14 protein-coding genes are annotated in these 19,460 nt (G+C 70.7%); 13 read left to right on the top strand and 1 reads right to left on the bottom strand.

The genetic code is table 11. The features are described 5' to 3' along the window. Positions 1-564: 564 nt before the first annotated feature. On the top strand, positions 565-3,744 hold the full coding sequence (locus R4Z63_RS25030) for an ATP-binding protein (RefSeq protein WP_384452132.1): 3,180 nt from the start codon (positions 565-567) through the stop codon (positions 3,742-3,744). 159 nt (positions 3,745-3,903) lie between these two features. Here R4Z63_RS25030 and R4Z63_RS25025 read toward each other — a convergent pair whose 3' ends face one another. Further along, positions 3,904-4,779, bottom strand: coding sequence for a catalase (locus R4Z63_RS25025; RefSeq protein ID WP_384452135.1), 876 nt, complete (start codon positions 4,777-4,779; stop codon positions 3,904-3,906). Between the two features lie 98 nt (positions 4,780-4,877). Here R4Z63_RS25025 and R4Z63_RS25020 point away from each other — a divergent pair, with 98 nt between their 5' ends. The 12 genes from R4Z63_RS25020 (at position 4,878) to R4Z63_RS24965 (ending at position 19,043) form a co-directional block, all read left to right on the top strand. Continuing rightward, on the top strand, positions 4,878-7,613 hold the full coding sequence (locus R4Z63_RS25020) for a helix-turn-helix transcriptional regulator (RefSeq protein WP_491522592.1): 2,736 nt from the start codon (positions 4,878-4,880) through the stop codon (positions 7,611-7,613). A 78-nt stretch (positions 7,614-7,691) separates the two neighbouring features. After that, positions 7,692-9,197, top strand: coding sequence for a GMC family oxidoreductase (locus R4Z63_RS25015; RefSeq protein WP_384452141.1), 1,506 nt, complete (start codon positions 7,692-7,694; stop codon positions 9,195-9,197). Positions 9,198-9,404: 207 nt separating this feature from the next. Continuing rightward, the gene (locus R4Z63_RS25010; RefSeq protein ID WP_384452143.1) at positions 9,405-10,928 is read left to right on the top strand and encodes a GMC family oxidoreductase; all 1,524 of its coding nucleotides are present in this window, start codon (positions 9,405-9,407) and stop codon (positions 10,926-10,928) included. Positions 10,929-11,082: 154 nt separating this feature from the next. After that, complete coding sequence (locus R4Z63_RS25005) at positions 11,083-12,174, top strand: NAD(P)-dependent alcohol dehydrogenase (RefSeq protein WP_384452146.1); 1,092 nt, start codon at positions 11,083-11,085, stop codon at positions 12,172-12,174. Positions 12,175-12,265: 91 nt separating this feature from the next. Next, the gene (def, locus tag R4Z63_RS25000) at positions 12,266-12,895 is read left to right on the top strand and encodes a peptide deformylase (protein ID WP_384452149.1); all 630 of its coding nucleotides are present in this window, start codon (positions 12,266-12,268) and stop codon (positions 12,893-12,895) included. 118 nt (positions 12,896-13,013) lie between these two features. After that, entirely contained in the window at positions 13,014-13,862 is an 849-nt protein-coding gene (locus R4Z63_RS24995) for a phosphatase PAP2 family protein (protein WP_384452152.1), read from the top strand. 133 nt (positions 13,863-13,995) lie between these two features. Next, complete coding sequence (locus tag R4Z63_RS24990; RefSeq protein ID WP_384452155.1) at positions 13,996-14,850, top strand: alpha/beta fold hydrolase; 855 nt, start codon at positions 13,996-13,998, stop codon at positions 14,848-14,850. A gap of 104 nt (positions 14,851-14,954) precedes the next feature. Next, positions 14,955-15,533, top strand: coding sequence for an NADPH-dependent FMN reductase (locus tag R4Z63_RS24985; RefSeq protein WP_384452158.1), 579 nt, complete (start codon positions 14,955-14,957; stop codon positions 15,531-15,533). 271 nt (positions 15,534-15,804) lie between these two features. Then, entirely contained in the window at positions 15,805-17,226 is a 1,422-nt protein-coding gene (locus tag R4Z63_RS24980; RefSeq protein WP_384452161.1) for an aldehyde dehydrogenase family protein, read from the top strand. Between the two features lie 40 nt (positions 17,227-17,266). Continuing rightward, positions 17,267-17,866 carry an antibiotic biosynthesis monooxygenase gene (locus R4Z63_RS24975; RefSeq protein WP_384452164.1) on the top strand — a complete coding sequence of 200 codons (600 nt, stop codon included), beginning with the start codon at positions 17,267-17,269 and terminating at the stop codon, positions 17,864-17,866. Further along, positions 17,863-18,501 (top strand): NADPH-dependent F420 reductase, encoded by a 639-nt coding sequence (locus tag R4Z63_RS24970; RefSeq protein WP_384452167.1) that lies wholly within the window; start codon positions 17,863-17,865, stop codon positions 18,499-18,501. Before R4Z63_RS24975 ends, R4Z63_RS24970 begins: the two co-directional genes overlap by 4 nt. 53 nt (positions 18,502-18,554) lie before the next feature. Continuing rightward, entirely contained in the window at positions 18,555-19,043 is a 489-nt protein-coding gene (locus tag R4Z63_RS24965) for a nuclear transport factor 2 family protein (protein ID WP_384452170.1), read from the top strand. Positions 19,044-19,460 lie beyond the last annotated feature (417 nt).

Here is a 19,460-nt window from a genome sequence, read left to right as displayed (position 1 = left end):
ACACAGGCGCAGGCTCCATGATGCTCGCCCGCATCGACCGCGAAGAGCCCTACTACACCCCAGGAGGCCGCCCAAGACCTCCAGCGCGACTGCGGCGTCGGCATCGAGCCCGCCCTTCAAGAAGAGATCGACACGGAGTGGATCTGGGGCAACCACCCCATGACCCACCTGACCCGCGGCGGACAGGGCGGGCAACCGCGTGTCTCCGCTACTGGCACAGGGCTCCGATAGGACTGTCGAGCCCTCGCCTCCGGTTCTGCGAGGATGGCATCTGACCAGGTCAGGTGGCGCGCGCCAGGTAAGATGCATCTCTTCGCATATCGGATGGCTTCGGAGGATAGTGTGGGGGATTCGCCGGAGAAGGGGCCTTCGTCGATCGCAGAGGTTCGATTCACCTTCCTCAGTGGTGTCGAGGCCCTACGCGGTGACCGGCGGCTGCCCCTGGGGCCCCCTCAGCGGAGGGCGGTGCTCTGCGCGCTGGCGTTCCGGCGCCGCCAGTGGGTATCCACCCAGAGCCTGCTCGCCGCCCTCTACGAGGGTTCCGCCCCGACAAGTGGTGTGGGTGTGATCCAGACGCATGTGGCCGGACTGCGCCGAGTCCTCGAACCGGAGCGAAGACCGAGGGCTGCCGGTACCGTGCTGCTGTCGGGGCACGGCGGCTACCAGCTGCGCATCGAGGACGATCAGACGGACCTGGGCGAGTTCGAGCAGGTGGTCACCGAGGGCAAGCACGCACGCGAGCACTCCGAGTGGCAGAAGGCCGAGCAGCTCTACGACCGAGCACTGCGGCTGTACCGCGGCGAACCCCTGGCCGGTATACCCGGCCCGTATGCCGCCATGTGGCGCGCGACCTTGACCGAGCGCCGTCTGGCCGTCCTGGAGGACAGTCTCGATGTCGAGATCGCGCTCGGCCGGCACGACTCCGTGATCGACCGGCTGAGGGTGCTGACGACGGAGCACCCGTTGCGCGAACGCCCGCGTGCCCTCCTGATGCGCGCACTGCATCTGGCCGGCCGCCAGTCCGACGCACTGGAGGTCTACGCACGGACCCGGCGGCTCCTGATCGACGAACTGGGGGTCGACCCGGGCCCTGAGCTGCGCGCCCTCCACAGCCGGATCCTGTCCCGGTCGCCGTCCGGCGCGTACGAGGAGACGTCGCCCGTCATCGTGACCGCCACGGCCCCCGCTGTCCTTCCGCCGGCAACGAAGCCCTCCGCCGAGGCCGCTCCATTGGTGGAGCGAGAGGACCAGCTCGCCGCGATCGTGACGCTCGCCGAGCGAGCGGCAGTCGCCGAGGGCGGCTTGGCCCTCGTGTCCGGCATCTACGGGCACGGCAAATCGCGATTCCTCGATGAAGCCGCTCGCCTGGTACCGGCCGCGCGGCGGCTCAACCTGCCGAGGAGCCCTTCCGTCGCGGACGCGCCCCTCGGTCTGCTCAACGCGATTCTGGGCGGCATCGGTCGCGGAGCAGGTGACGGTCGTGCGGATTCGTCCGCTCTCCAGGCCCACGTCACGGACCACCGGCTGGCGGAGCAGATGATCGCCCTTCTGGTCGACAGTGCCGCAGGGGCCCCGTTGGTCCTCCTGGTGGACGATGTCCTGTGCATCGACGAGCGCTCGATGAAGGTCCTCACGCTGGTGGCACAGCGGCTGCGTTCCACACGCGTCCTCTTGGTGCTGGCGGTGGAGGACCGCCCCTGGGACCCGGAGGCGTACCGGCGGACTCTGGACCTGGGAAACGTCTCCTCGGCGACTCTGCACCTCGGCAGGCTCACCCGATCCGGGATCGCCGAGCTCGCGGCGGCTCGGGTGGACGCTCCTCACCTGCAGGAGTTCGCCCGGAGTGTCCATGAGGCGACAGTCGGTATCCCCAAGCTCGTCGTGGCGCTGATCGCGGACCTGTGTGCCCTGCCCGATGCCGACCTGCGGCGTGTGCCCGAGCACACCCCGGACGTCCGCTTCAAGCGGGCGATGGCGCTGATGCTGGACAACTACACGGACGACCGTGCCCTGTTGCTCCGAGCGATCGCGGTCCTGCACGAGTTTCAGCCGACGCCCCACGTACTCGCGGAGGTGTGCAAGGAGGCCGTGGCCGAGATTCAGGCCCGGTGCGAACGCCTGACGGCGATCGGCATCCTGTCCACGGCCGACCCCGCCCGCTTCCGGCACCCCCTGGTGCCCAACACCCTGCGCTGGCTCTGTTCGCCGGACGAGGACAGCCGGCTTCGGGTGGCAGCCGCGCGGTACTCCCTGAGCTCAGGGCACAGCGCCCGGCAGGCCGCCCGGTACCTGGACGCGCTGACGGGCACGCACTGGTCCTCCTGGACGACCGTCCTGGTGGACGCGGCCGACGAATGCCTTCGGCAGCACGCGGTCCGGGAGGCCCTCCACCACCTCCAGGCGGCGCTCCGCATCGCCGGCCACGACCAGCGCGCCGCCGTGCTCGTCCAGCTCGGTCAGCTGGAGCTGTGGGTCAACCCCACCGCTTCGCTGACCCATCTCCACGAGGCACTCGAGGAACAACGTGCCGCGCGGAGGGCACCGACCGCGCTGATCCCCCTGGCCTGGACGATGGCGTCCAACCGTCGCGGCGGAGCCGCCCTCACCCTCATGGACGAAGTGATCGCCGAAACCGAACCGCGCGATCCGGCCGCGGCGGAGGCCGCTCGTGCCTCTGCCTGGATGGTGGCCGCGCTGACCCCCGAAAGCTGGGCCGTACATATCGAGCGGCTACGTGCGGCGCGAGCGTCAGGGGACCGGGCCGACGACCTGGTGACGAACGCCGTCCTCACCTGGGAGGACACGTACCAGGTGCGGTACAGCGCCGCGGAAGCGATGTCCCGTTTCCCCGCGGAGTGCCACCAGGACGGTGCGTGGGAGAAACTGCCGCGCGAAGTGGTGGGCATTCTGACGCACATCGCGAAATGGGCCGGGCAGTTCGCTCTCGCCGGACAGCTGAGCGATCTCCACGAGGACCGCTACTTCGGGACGATGGACATCTACCGACGCATCATGCGTTCCGAGGTCCACATGCGGGGCGGCGACTACCGGCGGGCCCTCGAGACATGCGCCCCCGTGGCCGGACTGTCCCTGGAGCAGGTGCCGCGCCGCCCGGCCGCACTGGTCGCCCAGTACGCCCAGGCGCTCCTGGGTCTCGGCCAGGCGGACGAAGCCGAGAAGTGGCTCGACAGCGCGACGGAGCACGCCAACACCGAGACGTGGGAACTGCCGGTGGTGAAGTGGGTACGCGGCCTGCTCCACTCCGCGCGCGGGCAGGCACACCAGGCGGCAGCCTGTTTCGTCGACTGTGGTCGTCGCAACGCTGCCTGGGGTCTGCACAATCCCGGGTACCTCGCCTGGCGCAGCTCCGCCGCCATGGAACTGCTCAAGACCGGTGAACGCGAGCGCGCCAGGGAGCTGGCGGCGGCCGAACTCGCGCTCGCACAGAGATGGGACACCGCCGTGTCGCTCGGTCGCGCCTGGCGGGCCGTCGCGCTGACGTCAGGTGACGACAGCACCCTGCCCCTGCTGGAACGGGCCGTCGGCCACCTGCGGGGCAGCGAGGCGGTGACCGAGCTGATCGCGGCCCTCATCGACCTGGCCCGTGCCCGCGCCGACCAGGACGACCACAGGCAAGCCCGCGAGCTCCTGCTGGAGGCTCGCGCGCTGTCCGAGCCCCGAGGGCTGGCCCTCTTCACCGCCGAGATCGACAGGATCCTGCGAGACCTGCCCCGTGTCGACTGAGTCACCCCACGTCGACACAGCGTTGTTCGGAGGACGTTGAGAGCGCGTTGAGAACGGGCTGCGAGAGTCCTCCCATGAACCTTGCGACATCGTCGGCCGAGACCACGGCCATGAGGGAGCGGTACGACGAGAGTCGTACAGCAGGGGTCGCTCATCGGTTCAGCCGCGTCGGCGGCGCTGCGCAGCCAGGTAGGCGGCGCTGCGGTCTCTCGCCAGCCGGTCGAGTGGGGCGGCGATGCCCTGCGGCAGGCGCAGCGGATCGAAACCGGGCTCCGAGGCGGGGACCTCCGCCCGTTCGAGGGTCAGGGTGCCCAGCGTCACCGACTGCTCCGAGGACCACAGACGGGTGGGGTCGTGGACCTCGTCCTGGGCGGCCGGAAGGTGGGCCACAAGGTCGAAGCGAGCAGGCAGTTCGGCGTGCAGCCCGGCACGGAGATAGTCCCGCGGCCGGCTGCGGGACTCCTCGGGGATCAGCGGCTGCGCCGCGCGGAGCGGCCGCCAGCTCAGCCGGGCCCACAGGGTCGTACCGGTCGGGTCCAGCAGACCGAACGCATGCACCGAGTGGTACGTCAGGCCCGTGAAACTCGCGGCAGGGCGGGCCTGCTGGGCCAGGTCGAGGGCGACGGCCGCCTCGGGGTGGCGGGCCACGTACGCGGGTACGGCCGTCGCCGGGTCCGGGGAGTTGGCGGCCCGGAGGAACTCGACCATGTCCGCGCCGGTGCGTGCGAAGAAGACCGGAAGAGTGAACATCACGAGGTCGAGGCCGCCGATCCGGGCGGCCATGCCGTGGTCCGACGGGTCCCCGTCGTGCCCGTGTGCGCCTCCGAGCGTGCTGGAGAAGCGGACCGTGGCAGGAGTGCTGGATACGGCGAAGATCTCAGCCGTACTCAGGGAGGCGGCGATCTCCGACGGAGTGAAGGCACCCGCCGCCCAGGCACCTCGGGTGTGCAGGAGACGGTCGCTCGGATCGGCGCCTGTCGCCGAGGCGACCTGGTCGGCGAGCCGGGCGCCGTCTTCGAAGGAATGACTGCTCATGGCGGTGACGGTAGGCGGCCCGGCCCGACGGGCGCATCGGTCACCGTATCGGTCGCATCTGACTGCGACATCCCCCTCGCTCGCGAGGGGAAGCACGTGTGGTGTACGGGGAAGAAGCGGGGAGCACGGAAGTGAATCTGTACGGACGGGATCGAGAGCGGCAGGAGCTCGACCGACTCCTGGAGGAGGCACGGCGGGGAAACGGATCGGCCCTCGTGCTCTGGGGAGATCCAGGCATCGGAAAGACGGCGTTGCTCGAGTGCGCCGCCGCCCGAGCGGCCGGCTTCACGGTCCTGGGTTGCCGGGGCAGCCGGATGGAGTCCAGACTGGCCTTCGCCGCCCTGCACGGGCTGCTGTGGCCACTGGTCGACCGGATCGGCACGCTTCCGAAGCCGCAGGCCGACGCGCTTCGCGGGGCCCTGGGACACACCCAGCACGCGACCGACCAATTCCTGATCGGCGTGGCGACCCTCACCTTGCTCACCGAGCTCGCGGCTGAGGAACCCTTGCTGATCACCGTGGACGACACGGACCAGTTGGACGAGCCGACTGCGGCGTGCCTGGCCTTCGTCGCCCGACGGCTGGACACATCACGGGTGGCCATGCTGCTCGCCGCCCACAGCGATCCGGCGGCCGAAGGCCCCTGGGAGGGCCTGCGAGCGATCGGCCTGGCCCCGATCCGCGACGCCGACGCGGAGCGGCTGGTCCGCACCGAACATCCGACGGCACCCGAGGAAGCCGTGCGCCGTACCGTCGCGGCCGCCTGCGGAAACCCGCTGGCACTCCGGGAACTGCCGACCCTCACGGCCGGCCCGGGGGCGCGGCTTCCCGTCGGCCCCCTACTGCGCCGCGCCTTCGGAAGCCGCACCTCGGTACTCTCCCCCGGTGCGCGGTCTCTGATGCTCGTCGCGGCCGCGGAGGACCGCGGCGATCAGCACCTGGTGCGCGCCGCGGCTGCGACGCTCGGGGCCGGCGCGGCGGCCTGGGACGAGGTACTGCGGTCGGGGCTTCTCTCCCTCCAGGGCCCCTCGCTTCGGTTCAAGGCACCGCTGGTCGGAGCCGTCGTGTACGACGCGGCCTCCTTCGCCGAACGCCAGGCGGCCCACAGGGCCCTGGCCCAGGCACTCGAGCGGGACGCCACTGAGGAGGGACTGCGGGCCTGGCACCTGGCAGCGGCCACCGACGTGGCCGACGAAGCGGTGGCGGAACTGCTGGAACGCACCGCACGCCATGACGCGGCCTCCGGCGGCAACGCATCGGCCGTCCGAGCACTGCTCCGGGCCTCCGAGCTGTCGCCCGACCCCGTTGACGCGGCCCGCCGCCTGTCACTCGGGGCCCTCGCGGCCTGGGAGTGCGGGCAGGTGGCCAGGGCTCGGGATCTGCTGGACCAGGCGGGCCGGCTGGCGCCCACGCAGACAGTGGCGCAGGACAGCGGCGGTCTGAGCGGCCTCATCGAGTTCGCTCACGGCGACCAGGAAGTCGCGCACCGGCTGTTGCTGCGCGACGCGGGTTCGGTGCCGGACCGTACCAAGGCCATGGAACTGGCCTGCCTGGCGGTGCGGGCCGGCTGGGCCGCGGGATCCCCCGACCGGCAAGCCGCGGCTTTGCGCCGGTTGTCGGAGCTGACGTGCGGGGCGGACACGCCGGAGGCGAGCGTCCTGTCCGCTCTCGCTCCGTGGTGGAGCGAGGCCGAAGCGGTGCCGCCCTTCGCGGAGGATGTCACGGCTCCTCTCGGCACCGTGTCATGGCGGCTGATGCCACCCGCACCGCTCGCCGCGGCGTGGGGTGCCGAGCGGGCGGTCTCCGACGTGCTCGGCCGCAAACTGGAGGTGATGCGTCGTACGGACGCGACGAACGCCCTCGTCCTGACGGTGCCGCAGACAGCCACCCTGGACATCGTCACGGGTCGCTGGAGCCAGGCCCGCGCCAGCGCCACGGAGACGCTGCGGCTGGCCGAGGAGATAGGCGCCGACCACGCCGCCTCGCAGTGCCGCAACTCCCTGGGCTGGCTGGCCGCGCTGAGCGGTGACGAGGAGGAGGTCGCCGAACTCAGCGCTGTCACCCTGCGGCTGTCGGTGCCACGGCGCGTGCGTGCGCTGACCGCCGCCGCCTACTGGAACCAGGGCCAGGCCGCCCTGTTCGCCGGGCGCGCCGAGGAGGCGCTCGAATTCCTGGTCCGGCTGACCGAAACCGGTCATGACGCGGCCCACGGCACCTTCGCGCTGCTCGCCGCTGCCGACACGGTGGAAGCGGCCGTCCGGGCCGGTCGTCCAACGGTCGGCGAGGCCGCCGCCGAAATCCTCGGTTCCTGGGCCCGGCGCGCGGGCGTGCCCTGGGCCGTTGCTGCGGCGCACCGCAGCACGGCGTTGCTCAGCGGCGACCGGGCGGAGGAGTGGTTCGAGCGGGCGCTCCGCGTGCCTGGGGCCGCCGACCGGCCGTTCTGGCACTCCCGCACCCGTCTGCTCTACGGGGAGTGGCTGCGCCGGGCGAAGCGGCGCACCGAGGCACGGCTGCATCTCGCCGAGGCCGCCGAGACCTTCGCCCGGCTCGGCGCCCAGCCGATGCTCGTACGGGCACGCAGTGAACTGGAGCTGACCGGGGCCCAGCCGAGGCCCGCCGGCGTGGCCGAGGAATCCGTGCTGACACCTCAGGAGCTGCGGGTGGCCAAGCTCGCCGCGGAGGGCCTCACCAACAAGGAGATTGCCTGCCACCTGCTGATCAGTCCCCGCACCGTGGGCCACCACCTGTCCAACGTGTTCCCGAAACTCGGGGTAGTGGCCCGCTCGGAGCTGGCCCGTGTGGACTTCGACAACGGGCTGCGGATGATCGCGTGAGGGCAAGGCCCGTCGCCGCTCACCTGACGGATACGGTGACCGATGCCAGGACGCGCGCACCTGCCTAGCGTCGTCGGCATGAACGACGCAGCCTTCACCACCATCGTCGTCGGGGGCGGCTCCGCCGGAGCCGTCCTCGCGACCCGCCTCACCGAGAGCCCCGACCGCCGCGTGCTCCTGCTGGAAGCCGGCCCCGCCTACGCACCGGACGCCTACCCCGCGGGGGTGGCCGACAGCGGCACACTCGGCGACTGGACGGGGCACGACTGGGGCTACCGGTCCGAGCCCGGATTCATCGGTCACCCCGTCGACGCCTTCCGCGGCAAGGTCCTCGGTGGCAGCTCGGCAGTGAACGGCTCCGTCGCGGTGCGATCCCTGCCCTCGGACTTCGCCCGCTGGTCGGAGCGCGGTCTCAAGGGCTGGACCTACGAGGACCTCCTGCCCGCGTTCAAGACGCTGGAGGCCACCGAAGCCGGCGACGACGAACTGCACGGCCGCTCGGGTCCGCTCCCCGTCTCCCAGCTCACGCGCGACGACCTCAGCACCATGCAGCGCGCCTTCGTCGACGCTGCGCTGGCCGACGGCATCCGGCCCACCGACGACTTCAACGGCGCCGACCCGCACGGCGTGGGACCGTACCCGATGAACGTGCGCGACGGCGTGCGCGTGAACACCGGCATGGCCTACCTGACCGAGGAAGTCCGTTCCCGGCCCAACCTGACGATCCGTGCCGGTGTCCTCGTCGACCGCGTGCTCTTCGACGACGGGAGAGCGACGGGCGTGCTCCTCGCCGACGGCACCGAGCTGCGCGCCTCCGAGGTGATCCTCAGCGCGGGCGCCTACGGCAGCGCGGCGATCCTGCTGCGATCCGGCATAGGTCCGGCAGACGACCTGCGCGCGCTGGACATCCCGGTGATCGCCGACCTCCCGGTGGGCCGGAACCTCCAGGACCACCCCTTCTACTACAACGCGTACGCCGCCGATCCCGACCTGATCGGCGAGCAGACACCTGTGATCGGCGCCAAGTCGTGGACGGCCAGTTCGACCGCAGCCGAAGGCGAACTGGATCTCCACATCACCGCCACCCACCTGTTCGACCACTCCACGAGCCCGACCGGCGTCGGCTTCGTGCTCGCCGTCGCCCTGGTTCGCCCCCATTCCCGTGGCACCCTCACCCTGGTCAGCAGGGATCCGGCGGAGGCCCCCAGGATCGACCTCAACTTCCTCGCCGAACCGGAGGACCGCCGCCGGCTCCTCGAAGGCGTCAAGCTCGCCCGCCGGCTCGGGGCCACCGAACCTCTGGCCGGGCTGGTCGAGCGCGAGCTCAACCCGGGCCCTCAGGCGAAGGACGACACCGAGATCCTGGCCTCCGTGCTGACCACCCTGGACACGTACCACCACCCGACGTCCACGGCTCCGATGGGAGGCGACGGCGACCCGGCGGCCGTCACAGACCGGCTCGGCGCGGTGCGCGGAGTGCCCGGCCTGCGGGTGGTCGACGCATCGATCTTTCCCGACGTCCCCTCCGCCGCCACGAACCTCACGGTCATCGCCGCGGGGGAGCACGTCGCCCGTCAGATCTGAGCCGGCGCCGGAACGGCCGTTCCGCTGGCGTGGCCGGCCGTAGTCCGGTCTCCGACCGGGTCCGGCCACCGCAGGCCGAGCGACGGATCACGTGACGGATGCGGCGCGCGCCCCGCACGGACCGAGTGGTGCCGTGCCGACCGGACAGGTCCGGCCGACGGCTCTCTGACCTGGTCCAGCGGACATACCTGAAACAAGAGGACAGCAATGAGCACCAACGAGTTCGACAACATCGTCGTGGGCGCCGGTTCGGCCGGCGCGGTGATCGCACGGCGCCTGGTGGACGCGGGCCGCAGGGTCCTCCTCCTGGAGGCGGGCCCCGTGGACGACACCGAGGCCATCCACGACCCCACCGGCTCGATCCAGCTGTGGAACAGCGCCTGGGACTGGGCTTTCCAGACCGAGCCGCAGACCTACGCGGACGACCGCCGGCTCCCCTGGCCGCGCGGCAAGGGACTGGGCGGTTCCAGCTCGTTCAACGGCATGATCTACGTCCGGGGCGCCGCGGCGGACTACGACTCCTGGGCGTACCAGGGCGCGGCGGGCTGGTCCTGGCAGGACGTCGAGCCCTACTTCCGCCGTCTGGAGGCCTTCGAGGGAGGTCCGGCAGGAGGACGCGGAACGGACGGACCGCTACACGTCCAGCGCAACCCCGGGCCCGACGCACTGGTGCGGTCCTGGGTCGAGGCGGCCCAGCAGTACGGCCTGCCCTTCAACGACAGCTACAACAGCGGCGATCAGTACGGGGTGAGCTACACCGAGCACACCATCAAGCACCACCGCCGCCAGTCGACGTGGGTGGCCTACGGCCGCCCGGTGCAGGACAGTCCCCTGCTCACCGTGACCACCGGCGCCCTCGTGACCCGCATCGTGTTCGACGGTGACCGCGCGACCGGCATCGCCTACGTCGTCGAAGGCGAGGAGCGCATCGCCCGGGCCGTGGACGACGTGGTCCTCTCCGGCGGCGTCTTCGGCACCCCTCAGCTGCTGATGCTGTCGGGCATCGGCCCCGCCGACCACCTGCGTGACCTCGGTCTGCGGGTGCGGGCCGACCTGCCGGGGGTGGGTCAGAACCTGCAGGACCACTGGTCGGCTCCGCTGGTCTGGAAGTCCAGGCAGCCGCTTCCGGCATGGTCGGCACAGGGCCTGGAGGCCCACTACTTCGCCTCGACCCGTCCGGGCCTGCCTGCGCCCGACATCCAGCCGCTCTTCCTGTCGTTCGCCTACCCCGTACCCGGAGCCGACCTGCCGGAGCACGGCTTCTCCGCCATGGGCCAGCTGCTGCACCCGCACAGCCGCGGAGAGGTACGGCTGCGCTCCACCGACCCGACGGCCCCGCTGGTCCTCGACCCGAAGGTGTTCTCCGATCCGCGCGATCTGGAGACGCTGGTCGACAACCTCGAAATGCTCCGCGACATCGCCGCACAGGGCGCGCTCAAGGAATGGAACGACGGCGAGGTGCTGCCCGGTCCCGGGACGGCGACCCGTGCCCAGCTGCGCGACCACGTCCGTGCCACGGTCGTCTCCGGGCACCACCAGATCGGCACCGCCCGGATGGGTCTGGACTCCCTGTCCGTCGTCGACCCGGAACTGCGGGTCCACGGCGTGGAGAACCTCCGCGTCGCCGACGCCTCCGTCATGCCGCACGAGCCCAGCGGCAACACCAACGCCCCCAGCATCATGATCGGCGAGAAGGCCGCCGACCTGGTGCTCGGCCGCTCCGCGCGCTAGTCGATCACAGCAGGGGTGGTGCGGCCCCGCGCCGCCTCACCGGCCCTCACCACCCCTGCCGGTCCCTCCCGCGGTACCCGGACTCATACCGGGACCGCACTCCTGAGCCTGAGAATGCGAGCACATCGCCATGCCCACCTCGGTCACTGCCGCCGTGTCCCGAAACGCCGGTTCGGAATTCCTCATCGAGGAACTGACGCTCGACGACCCGCGCCCGGACGAGATCCTGGTCCGTTACGAGGCCGTCGGAATCTGCCACACGGACCTGGAGGCGGCCGCAGGCCACCTTCCCACCCCGCACCCGGTCGTCCTGGGACACGAGGGCGCCGGCACCGTAGAGGCAGTTGGCGCGGCCGTGACCGGTTTCGCACCCGGCGACCGCGTCGTACTGAGCCTGGACTCGTGCGGCACCTGCCGCAACTGCCTGGCCGGCCAACCGGCCTACTGCGAGCAGCACATCCCGCTCAACTTCCATGCCCGCCGCCCGGACGGCACGGTCGGCCTGCGTGACGCGGCGGCCCGCCCCGTCCACGACCACTTCTTCGGCCAGTCCTCCTTCGCCTCGCACGGCCTGGCCCACCCCCGGAGCCTGGTCAGGATCGCCGACGACAGCCTGCCGCTGAGCATGCTGGCCCCGCTCGGCTGCGGGATCATCACCGGCGCAGGAGCGGTCCTCAACTCCCTCCAGGTCCGGGCCGCGGGCACGGTGGCGGTCTTCGGTCTCGGCACCGTCGGCCTGGCCGCCCTCATGGCCGCCGTCGCCGCGGGTGCCACCCGCGTCATCGCGGTCGACCACAAGCCCGAACGCCTCCTGCTCGCCAAGGAACTGGGCGCCACCGACGTGGTGGACGCCGCGACCGCTGACGCCGCCCAGGCCGTCATGGACCTCACGAACGGCCGCGGGGTGGACTACAGCGTGGAGTCAACGGGTGTCATTCCCGTGATGAACACCGCCGTCGCGGTCCTCGCGCCGCTCGGCACAGCCGCCGTCCTAGGAGTGGCCGCCCTGGACGCCGACCTCAACGCGAACGCCTTCGAACTCCTCAAGGGCCGCACCGTGACGGGTTCCGTGATGGGCCACCAGGCCCCGGGCGTCCTCATCCCTCGGCTGCTGGAACTGCACCGCCAGGGCCGCTTCCCCTTGGACCGCCTCATCACCACCTACCCGCTGGCCGAGATCAACCAGGCCGTCGCCGACGTCCGGGCCGGCATTGCGGTCAAAGCCGTCCTCACCCACCACGCGTAGCCGTCACCCGGCACACCACAACGCATGGACGATCGCACGCCGTCCCGCTCCAATCCAGCGGATTCCCCCAGTGTCAGAAGGCCCCATACGCATGCCCAGCTCCCCGTTCAAGCGCTCAGCCGTCGACCGTTCGCTGCCGCCAGAGGCGATGGGCGGTGCTTACCAGCCGATCACCGAGACCGGCGATCCGGTGCTTCACCGGCGCTGTGCCGACGTGGTGGAGTTCGGGACGCCGTATCTGGCCCGACTGCTGCGGGACATGTACTTCACGATGCACGCCGCTCACGGAGCCGGTCTGGCGGCCAACCAGGTAGGCGTCGACCTCAGGCTCTTCGTCTACGACTGCCCGGATGAGGAGGGCACTCGGCGTATCGGCCACGTCCTCAACCCCGAGCTCCGGCTCGCCGGTGACATCTGGAGTACGCGTGGTGAAGGCTGCCTGTCCGTCCCCGGCGCCCAGCAGGAGCTGAGGCGCCTGACGGAGGCCACCGTGCACGGGCAGGACTGGGAGGGAAACGCCGTCACCGTCCATGGCACCGGCCTGCTGGCACGCTGCCTCCAGCACGAGACCGACCACACCAACGGAACCCTGTACCTCGACCGTCTCGGCGCCGAAGCCCGTACCAGAGCGCTGCACCAGATGCGCAGGAACCGCGCCCGCACTGTCGCCGAGCGCGACGAGCGAGCCCGGCTGCTGGCCACCCAGCCCCAGACCCGGTGACGGCTGATCCCCATGCGCGAGGGCGGATCCACTCCGCCCGCAGGCGACGTTCCCCAACTACCGGACGGCTCCTCGACACCACAGCGGGGCAGTCCCACCAGCGAATCCGGAAACCACCATGGCACGACCGTGCAAGACCGCCGTCTCCCGTCCCACAGCCTTCGCACGTGCCCTCGTCGCCGCTGTCGGGGCCGTGTCGGGACCTCTCCTGGCATTCGCTGCCGTCTACCTCGTCGCGGTATGGACGCCGTTCGGACAGCGGGCGGAGAACGCACTGGTGGTCGGCTACGCCGACGGTGCGTGGATGGCCGACGCCTCCCAGTCCTGGGGGCCTCCGCCGCTGACCCAGGACCTGGAAACCATCGCCGTGGGCCTGACCGCGATCGCCTCCATCGCCCTCGCCCGGAGGCGTTGGCTCGCCGGCTGTACGGCGATCGTGACCGTCCTCGCCACCATCGCCGCATCACAGGTACTCAAGAACGTCCTCCTCATCCGCCCGGACCTCGTGGGGGCGGACGACAACCTCGTCGAGGTGAGCTTTCCCAGCGGCCACGTGACACTCACCGCCGCCCTCGTCGCAGGTGTCGCGCTCGTCGCCCCGGAGCGCCGGCGGCCCGCCCTCGCCGCCGTCGGTGCCGCCTGGCTCGCGTTGACCGCCGGAGCGGTCCAGGCACTGTACTGGCACCGGCCGAGCGACGTGCTCGGCGCAACACTCCTGGCCTGCGCGGGCTACTGCGCCGCCCACCGCTTCCTGCACCCCCGCAGCAGACTGGGCATGCCCCGGCCTCTGGCGTGGACAGCGCTCCTCCCGGCCGCGGCGGCCGCCGCGACAGGCGCCGGCCGCGAGGGGACCGTAGCGGGCCCGCTCGTGTTCGGCTCGGCCGCCTGGATCTGCGCGGCCCTCCTGTGGATCACCATCGCCCGCACCTCGCCTCGGCGCCCACCCTCCGCACCGCCACGGCGATGACAGCACGGCCACGCGTTCCGCCGATCGCACCGCCTGTCCACAGCCTCCACATGACCAGGGCCGATCGCGCCGACCCGGCGCACGGCCACCTCCGATGCGGCTCCTACCGCACGCACCCCCCAAGGAACTCCACGTGAGCAAGCACAAGCGCACTCGTCGCTCCGTCACCCTCGCCGCCTCAGTCGCCGTCGTGACGGCCGCCTCCGCGGCCTCCCTGCCACTCGCCTTCGCGAACACAGACTCCGACACGGACCTCGGCGCGCACAAGGCGGCGCCCAAGCCCACCGTCATCCTGGTTCACGGGGCCTTCGCCGACGCATCAGGCTGGAACGGCACCGCCGCCAGACTGCGCGACCAGGGCTTCACCGTACGGGCGGTGGCCAACCCGCTGCGGGGCCCGGACCACGACGCGGCCTACCTGCAGAGCCAGCTCCAGAGCGTCAAGGGCCCCAAGATCCTTGTCGGCCATTCGTACGGCGGCGCCGTCATCACCAACGCGGCAACCGCCATCCCCGACGTCAAGGCACTCGTGTACATAGCCGCGTTCATCCCGGAGAAAGGCGAGTCCCTCGGCCGGCTGATGGAGCAGCACCCCAACACGGGGGTCCCGCCCCTGCCGACGGCGCCCTTCCCGTTCACCCGGCCCGACGGCACCAACGCCACCGAGGTCATGCTCGACCCCGCCAGGTTCCACGCCGCCTTCGCGGCCGACGTCCCGGCCGCGACATCCGCTCTGATGGCCGCCTCCCAGCGGCCGATCGCGGCGGAGGCTTTCGGTCAGCCGCTCAAGAACGCGGCGTGGAAGAGCATCCCGTCGTGGGCTCTGGTCGCCAGGAACGACCAGGCGATCGGCCCGTCTCTGGAACGCTTCATGGCCAAGCGTGCCGGCGCCCGTATCACCGAGGTCAACGGCTCTCACGCCGTCATGGTCAGCCGCCCCGACGCGGTCACGAACCTCGTCAAGCAGGCGTACCGAGCCACTCGCTGACACCGCCGCACCGCCACCGGCCAGCTCTTCTCTTCCGAACGTGCCCCCGCCGATCAGCGCAGGGCCCGCTCCCACCTCCAGGCACCACCGATCGGATCACCTCAATGCCCGTCAAGACGTTCCTCGCCATCTCCGGCAGCCTCCGCCGGTCCTCCCACAACACCGGCCTTCTGCGCGCCCTGCAGGCACTCGCACCGACCGGCGTCACCATCGACCTCTACCAGGGCCTGGGCTCCCTCCCCTTCTTCTCCCAGGACCTGGAGAACGGGTCGGGGCCGACCGCTGTCGCGGATCTGCGCCGACGCGTACGCGAGGCGGACGGCGTCATCATCGCCACGCCCGAGTACAACTCCGCCATCCCCGGCGTGCTCATGAACGCCCTCGACTGGCTCTCCCGACCCGCCGACGGCGACCCGGTCCTGCGCGACAAGCCGACCGCCATCCTCGGCGCCTCACCGTCCCAGTTCGGCACCGCCCGTGGCCAGCTGGTCCTGCGCCAGATCCTCCACCGCATCCAGACTCCTGTCGTCGCCCATCCCGAGGTCACCGTCTTCCAGTCCCACCAGCGCTTCGCCGCCGACGGCACCTTCGCCGGCGACGACTTCACCGAGAGCCTCCTGCGGGCCCTGCTGGCGGAGCTGGTCCTGCTGACTGAGCACAAGTCCCTGGCCGGCATCGCCTGACCCGCACCGTCTCCGGCCCCGCCCTGGCGGGGCCGGCCTGGGCACCCCACCGAGGTCCCCCCGGTTGTCATGACCGATACCGTGACCGATTTCGCGAGGCAGACACCGCCGTAGTGTCGAAGCAGTCGGGGTTGTCGACCGACGAGCAGCTCTACTCGCCGAGCTCGTGGGACCCCCGCCCCGCACTGACGAGACCTCATCGCCCACCGGAACCGCCCGCACGCTCCCCCACGCCGGAGCCTGCACCTCACACATGCAAGGACCCATCACCATGCAGCACGCCCGCAACTTCATCGACGGCAAGTGGGTCGACTCGGCCAAGCAGACCGAGTCCCTGAACCGCTCCACCGGCACGGTCCTCGGCACCTTCGCCGACGCAGGAGCGGAGGAGGCGACAGCAGCGATCGCCGCCGCACGTCGTGCCTTCGACACCACCGGCTGGTCGCGTGACCGCAACCTGCGCGCCCGGGCGCTCTTCGAGATGGCCGACCGCTTGGCCGAGCGCCGTGACGAGTTCGTCACGATGCTCGCCCGTGAGAACGGCAAGATCCTCGAAGAGGCCGCCTTCGAGATCGATCTCACGATCCCCAAGCTCCGCTACTACGCCGCGCTCGCCCTGAGCGACCACGGCAGCTCGGCCGAGGTCCGTCCCGGCCTCTACTCCATGACGCTCCGCGAGGGGGCGGGAGTCGCCGCCGTCATCGCGCCCTGGAACTCCCCCGTCGTCCTTGCCGTCCGCTCCTTCGCCCCTGCCCTGGCCGCCGGCTGTACCGTGGTCATGAAGCTTCCGGGCCAGACCGGTCTCGTCAACGGTCTGCTCAGCGAACTCGTCGCGCAGACCGAGAGCCTCCCGGCGGGCGTGGTGAACATCTTCACCGAGTCGGGCAACGACGGTGCGCCACTGCTGATCAGCTCGCCGGATGTGGACGTCATCAGTTACACCGGCTCCACCGTGGTGGGCCGCCTCATCGCCGCGAACGCCGCGCCCACCCTCAAGGCGCTCTCCCTGGAGCTCGGCGGCAAGAGCCCGATGATCGTCTTCGACGACGCGGACCTGGACGCCGCCGTCCCGGTCCTCACGAAGGCCATCACCACCTTCACCGGCCAGTTCTGCATGACCGGCAGTCGCATCCTGGTCCAGCGCGGCATCGCGGACGAGCTCCGGCGCCGCATGGTCGCCTCGCTGCAGGCCGTGAAGGTCGGCCCCGGCGACGATCCGGCCAGCGAGATGGGCCCGCTCATCGACGAGCACAATGCCCGGCGCGTCGAGGGTGTCGTCGCCGACGCTGCCACGTACGCCAAGGTCCTCGTACACGGCCGACGCGACGGAGCGTTCCTTTCGCCCTCTCTGGTCGAGGTCGCCGACCTGAACGCCCCGATCGTGCAGCAGGAGGTGTTCGGACCCGTCGCCACCTTCGAGGTGTTCGACACCGAGGCGGAGGCCGTCACCCGGGCCAACGCCACCGAGTTCGGCCTGGCCGCCTCGATCTGGACCCGCGACGTCGACCGTCCGCTGCGTGTGGGACGCGAGATCGAGGCCGGGACGGTGTGGACCAACACCTGGGCGATCGTTCACGACATGTTCGAGGAGGGCGGCTTCAAGCAGTCCGGTGTGGGCCGCCTGAACGGAGTGCGCGGCCTGGAGGAGTTCCAGGAGACCAAGCACTACGTCCACGCCGCGCCCCGCCCCTGAACAGCGGCCGGCCCCGCCATCACATCCGATCAGGAGTCCCGTGACCGCCCCCGCCGAGAGCACCGTCCTCACTTCCCGCGGAGACATGGCCCTGATCGCCGCCCGGATCGTCGAGCACGGCCACGAGGAAGCGTTTCAGCGGTGGGCACGGGACGTCCTGGCAGCAGCAGCCACCATTCCCGGCAACCTGGGCGGCGGCCTCTTCCGCCCTGTGGATGACGGCGGCTCCTGGGTCGTCGTCCACCGCTTCCGGGACCGCGAAGCGCTGGAGCGCTGGCTCAAGTCTCCGGTGAGAGAGAAGCTGTTCGCACACCAGGAGCATCACCACGAGGTCGCCCGCCGGGAACTGGCTGGCCTTGAGGCCTGGTTCGCCGAACCCGGCGGGACGGCGCCTCCTCCGCCCCGGTGGAAAACGGCGGTGAGCTCCGCCATCGGCATCTTCCCGATCTCCCTGCTGGGCAGCGTGTACCTGGCCCCCTTCTTGACGGTGCTGCCGCAGGTGGCACGAACCGCCGTCTTCGCCCTGCTGTTCAGCGTGCTGATGACCTACGTGGCCATGCCCGTCGTCACTCGCGTGCTCCGCCGCTGGCTCAACCCCGAAACCCCGCCTCGTCCCGTACCGAAGGAACGTCCTTCATGACCACAGCCATCATCGGCACCGGCAACATCGGCGGCCGACTGGCCGCGAACCTCGTCCAGGGCGGCGAAGCCGTCCTGATCGCCGGGAGTGACCTCAAGGCCGCGCAGTCCCTCGCCACGTCGCTGGGCAGCCACGCCACGCCGCTGACGGTAGAGCAGGTGATGGAGCAAGCAGACGTGATCGTCTTCGCCGTCTGGCTGGACACGATCAAGGAGTTCATCACCCGGTACGGCGGCAAACTGTCCGACAAGATCCTGGTCGACCCGTCCAACCCGATCGCACCAGACGGTGCCGGCGGCTTCGTCAAGACCATCGGAGCAGGAGAATCCACCGGCCGGCTCCTGGCAGACCTCCTCCCAGAAGGCGCCAAGCTCGTCAAGGCGTTCGGCACCCTCTCGGCCGCAAGCCTGACTTCCGCCTCCCGCAGGGCGCCCGAACGCGCAGTCGGCTTCTACGCGACCGATGACGACGCAGCCGGCCGGGTGGTGGCCGAACTGATCACGGCCGCGGGCTTCGACCCCGTCAAGGTGGGAGGCATCGACGAGTCGATCCGCATCGAGGTCTTCGGCGACCTCCACGAGTACGGGGCGCTCGGCAAGGCCGTGACCCGCGACGAAGCGCTCGCAGCTCTATGACGCCGACCACGTCGGCTCGACTCGGCAACCCCTCTACCTGAAAGAGCAAGCACATGACAGAGCCAAGGCCCCTCACCGCTACAGACCGGTTCGAGATCTTCGAGCAACTCACACTCCACCAGCGCTGCATCGACAACGACGCGAGCCGCGAGTCCGCCGACAAGTACGTGGACCTGTACTGGCCCGAGGCCACCTTCACCGTTCACGACCTGCGCAGCCAGACCTTCACCGGACCCGACGAGCTGAAGAACCTCTACGACTACGCGCACAGCGTGTTCCCGCTGGAGAAGTGGTTCCACGAGGTCGGATGGTTCGAGATCACCGGCGCCGGGGACGTCGCCACCGTGTCATGGCGCTGGCGCGTCAACTGGAAGCAGGACGGCGAAGGGGTGGTGTCGAGCGGCACATACCAGGATCGCTTCGAGCGCCGGGAGGGCGTGTGGAAGGTGATCGAGCGCGTCTCGGACATCGACCCGAACTGGCCCGCAGCACTCTTCCAGCCGTACGTCGACCGTCAGAACGAGCTGTTCAGGGCGTCCTGACCACCCACGAGACCCGAGGCCGCGGCGGCAAGACGGCCGCGGCCTTTCTCAGCCCCCCGGCGCCGCGCGCCGGTGCACCCGTCGAAGTATGGGAACCGAACCGAACGCCCGGGCGCCGTTGCGGCATACGGAGTCGGCAAGCGCCCTACGCGCTGGATCTGGCACATGTCTCCAGGACAGTCCCGACGCGAAGCAGCCGCGTGAAGCGACTCCGCAATAGCCCGCGTGAAGGGCTCGGTCTCTCCAAGCGCACACCTGCGGCTGATGGGCGTGCCCGAACCGCGAGTTGACGGTCTCGGGACCTGAGGCGGCCGCACCGGAGACCCAACCTGGCTTCACGGAACGTCACTACCGAGAGACAGATGGGGCTCGGGTGCCCAACAGCTCGAACCCGTGCTCCAGCCGCTTCAAAACTCC

The sequence above is a fragment of the Streptomyces sp. PL-29 genome (assembly GCF_058344425.1).
Note: the sequence above shows the minus strand (reverse complement) of the source record. Positions and strands in the feature narration are given on the sequence as shown.

Bases quoted from the DNA above. Each gene is read 5' to 3' on its own strand.
- R4Z63_RS24980 (WP_384452161.1), top strand. From the start codon at position 15,805: ATGCAGCACGCCCGCAACTTCATCGACGGCAAGTGGGTCGACTCGGCC.
- def (WP_384452149.1), top strand. From the start codon at position 12,266: ATGCCCAGCTCCCCGTTCAAGCGCTCAGCCGTCGACCGTTCGCTGCCG.
- R4Z63_RS24965 (WP_384452170.1), top strand. From the start codon at position 18,555: ATGACAGAGCCAAGGCCCCTCACCGCTACAGACCGGTTCGAGATCTTC.
- R4Z63_RS24995 (WP_384452152.1), top strand. From the start codon at position 13,014: ATGGCACGACCGTGCAAGACCGCCGTCTCCCGTCCCACAGCCTTCGCA.
- R4Z63_RS24970 (WP_384452167.1), top strand. From the start codon at position 17,863: ATGACCACAGCCATCATCGGCACCGGCAACATCGGCGGCCGACTGGCC.
- R4Z63_RS24985 (WP_384452158.1), top strand. From the start codon at position 14,955: ATGCCCGTCAAGACGTTCCTCGCCATCTCCGGCAGCCTCCGCCGGTCC.
- R4Z63_RS25025 (WP_384452135.1), bottom strand. From the start codon at position 4,779: ATGAGCAGTCATTCCTTCGAAGACGGCGCCCGGCTCGCCGACCAGGTC.
- R4Z63_RS25010 (WP_384452143.1), top strand. From the start codon at position 9,405: ATGAGCACCAACGAGTTCGACAACATCGTCGTGGGCGCCGGTTCGGCC.
- R4Z63_RS25015 (WP_384452141.1), top strand. From the start codon at position 7,692: ATGAACGACGCAGCCTTCACCACCATCGTCGTCGGGGGCGGCTCCGCC.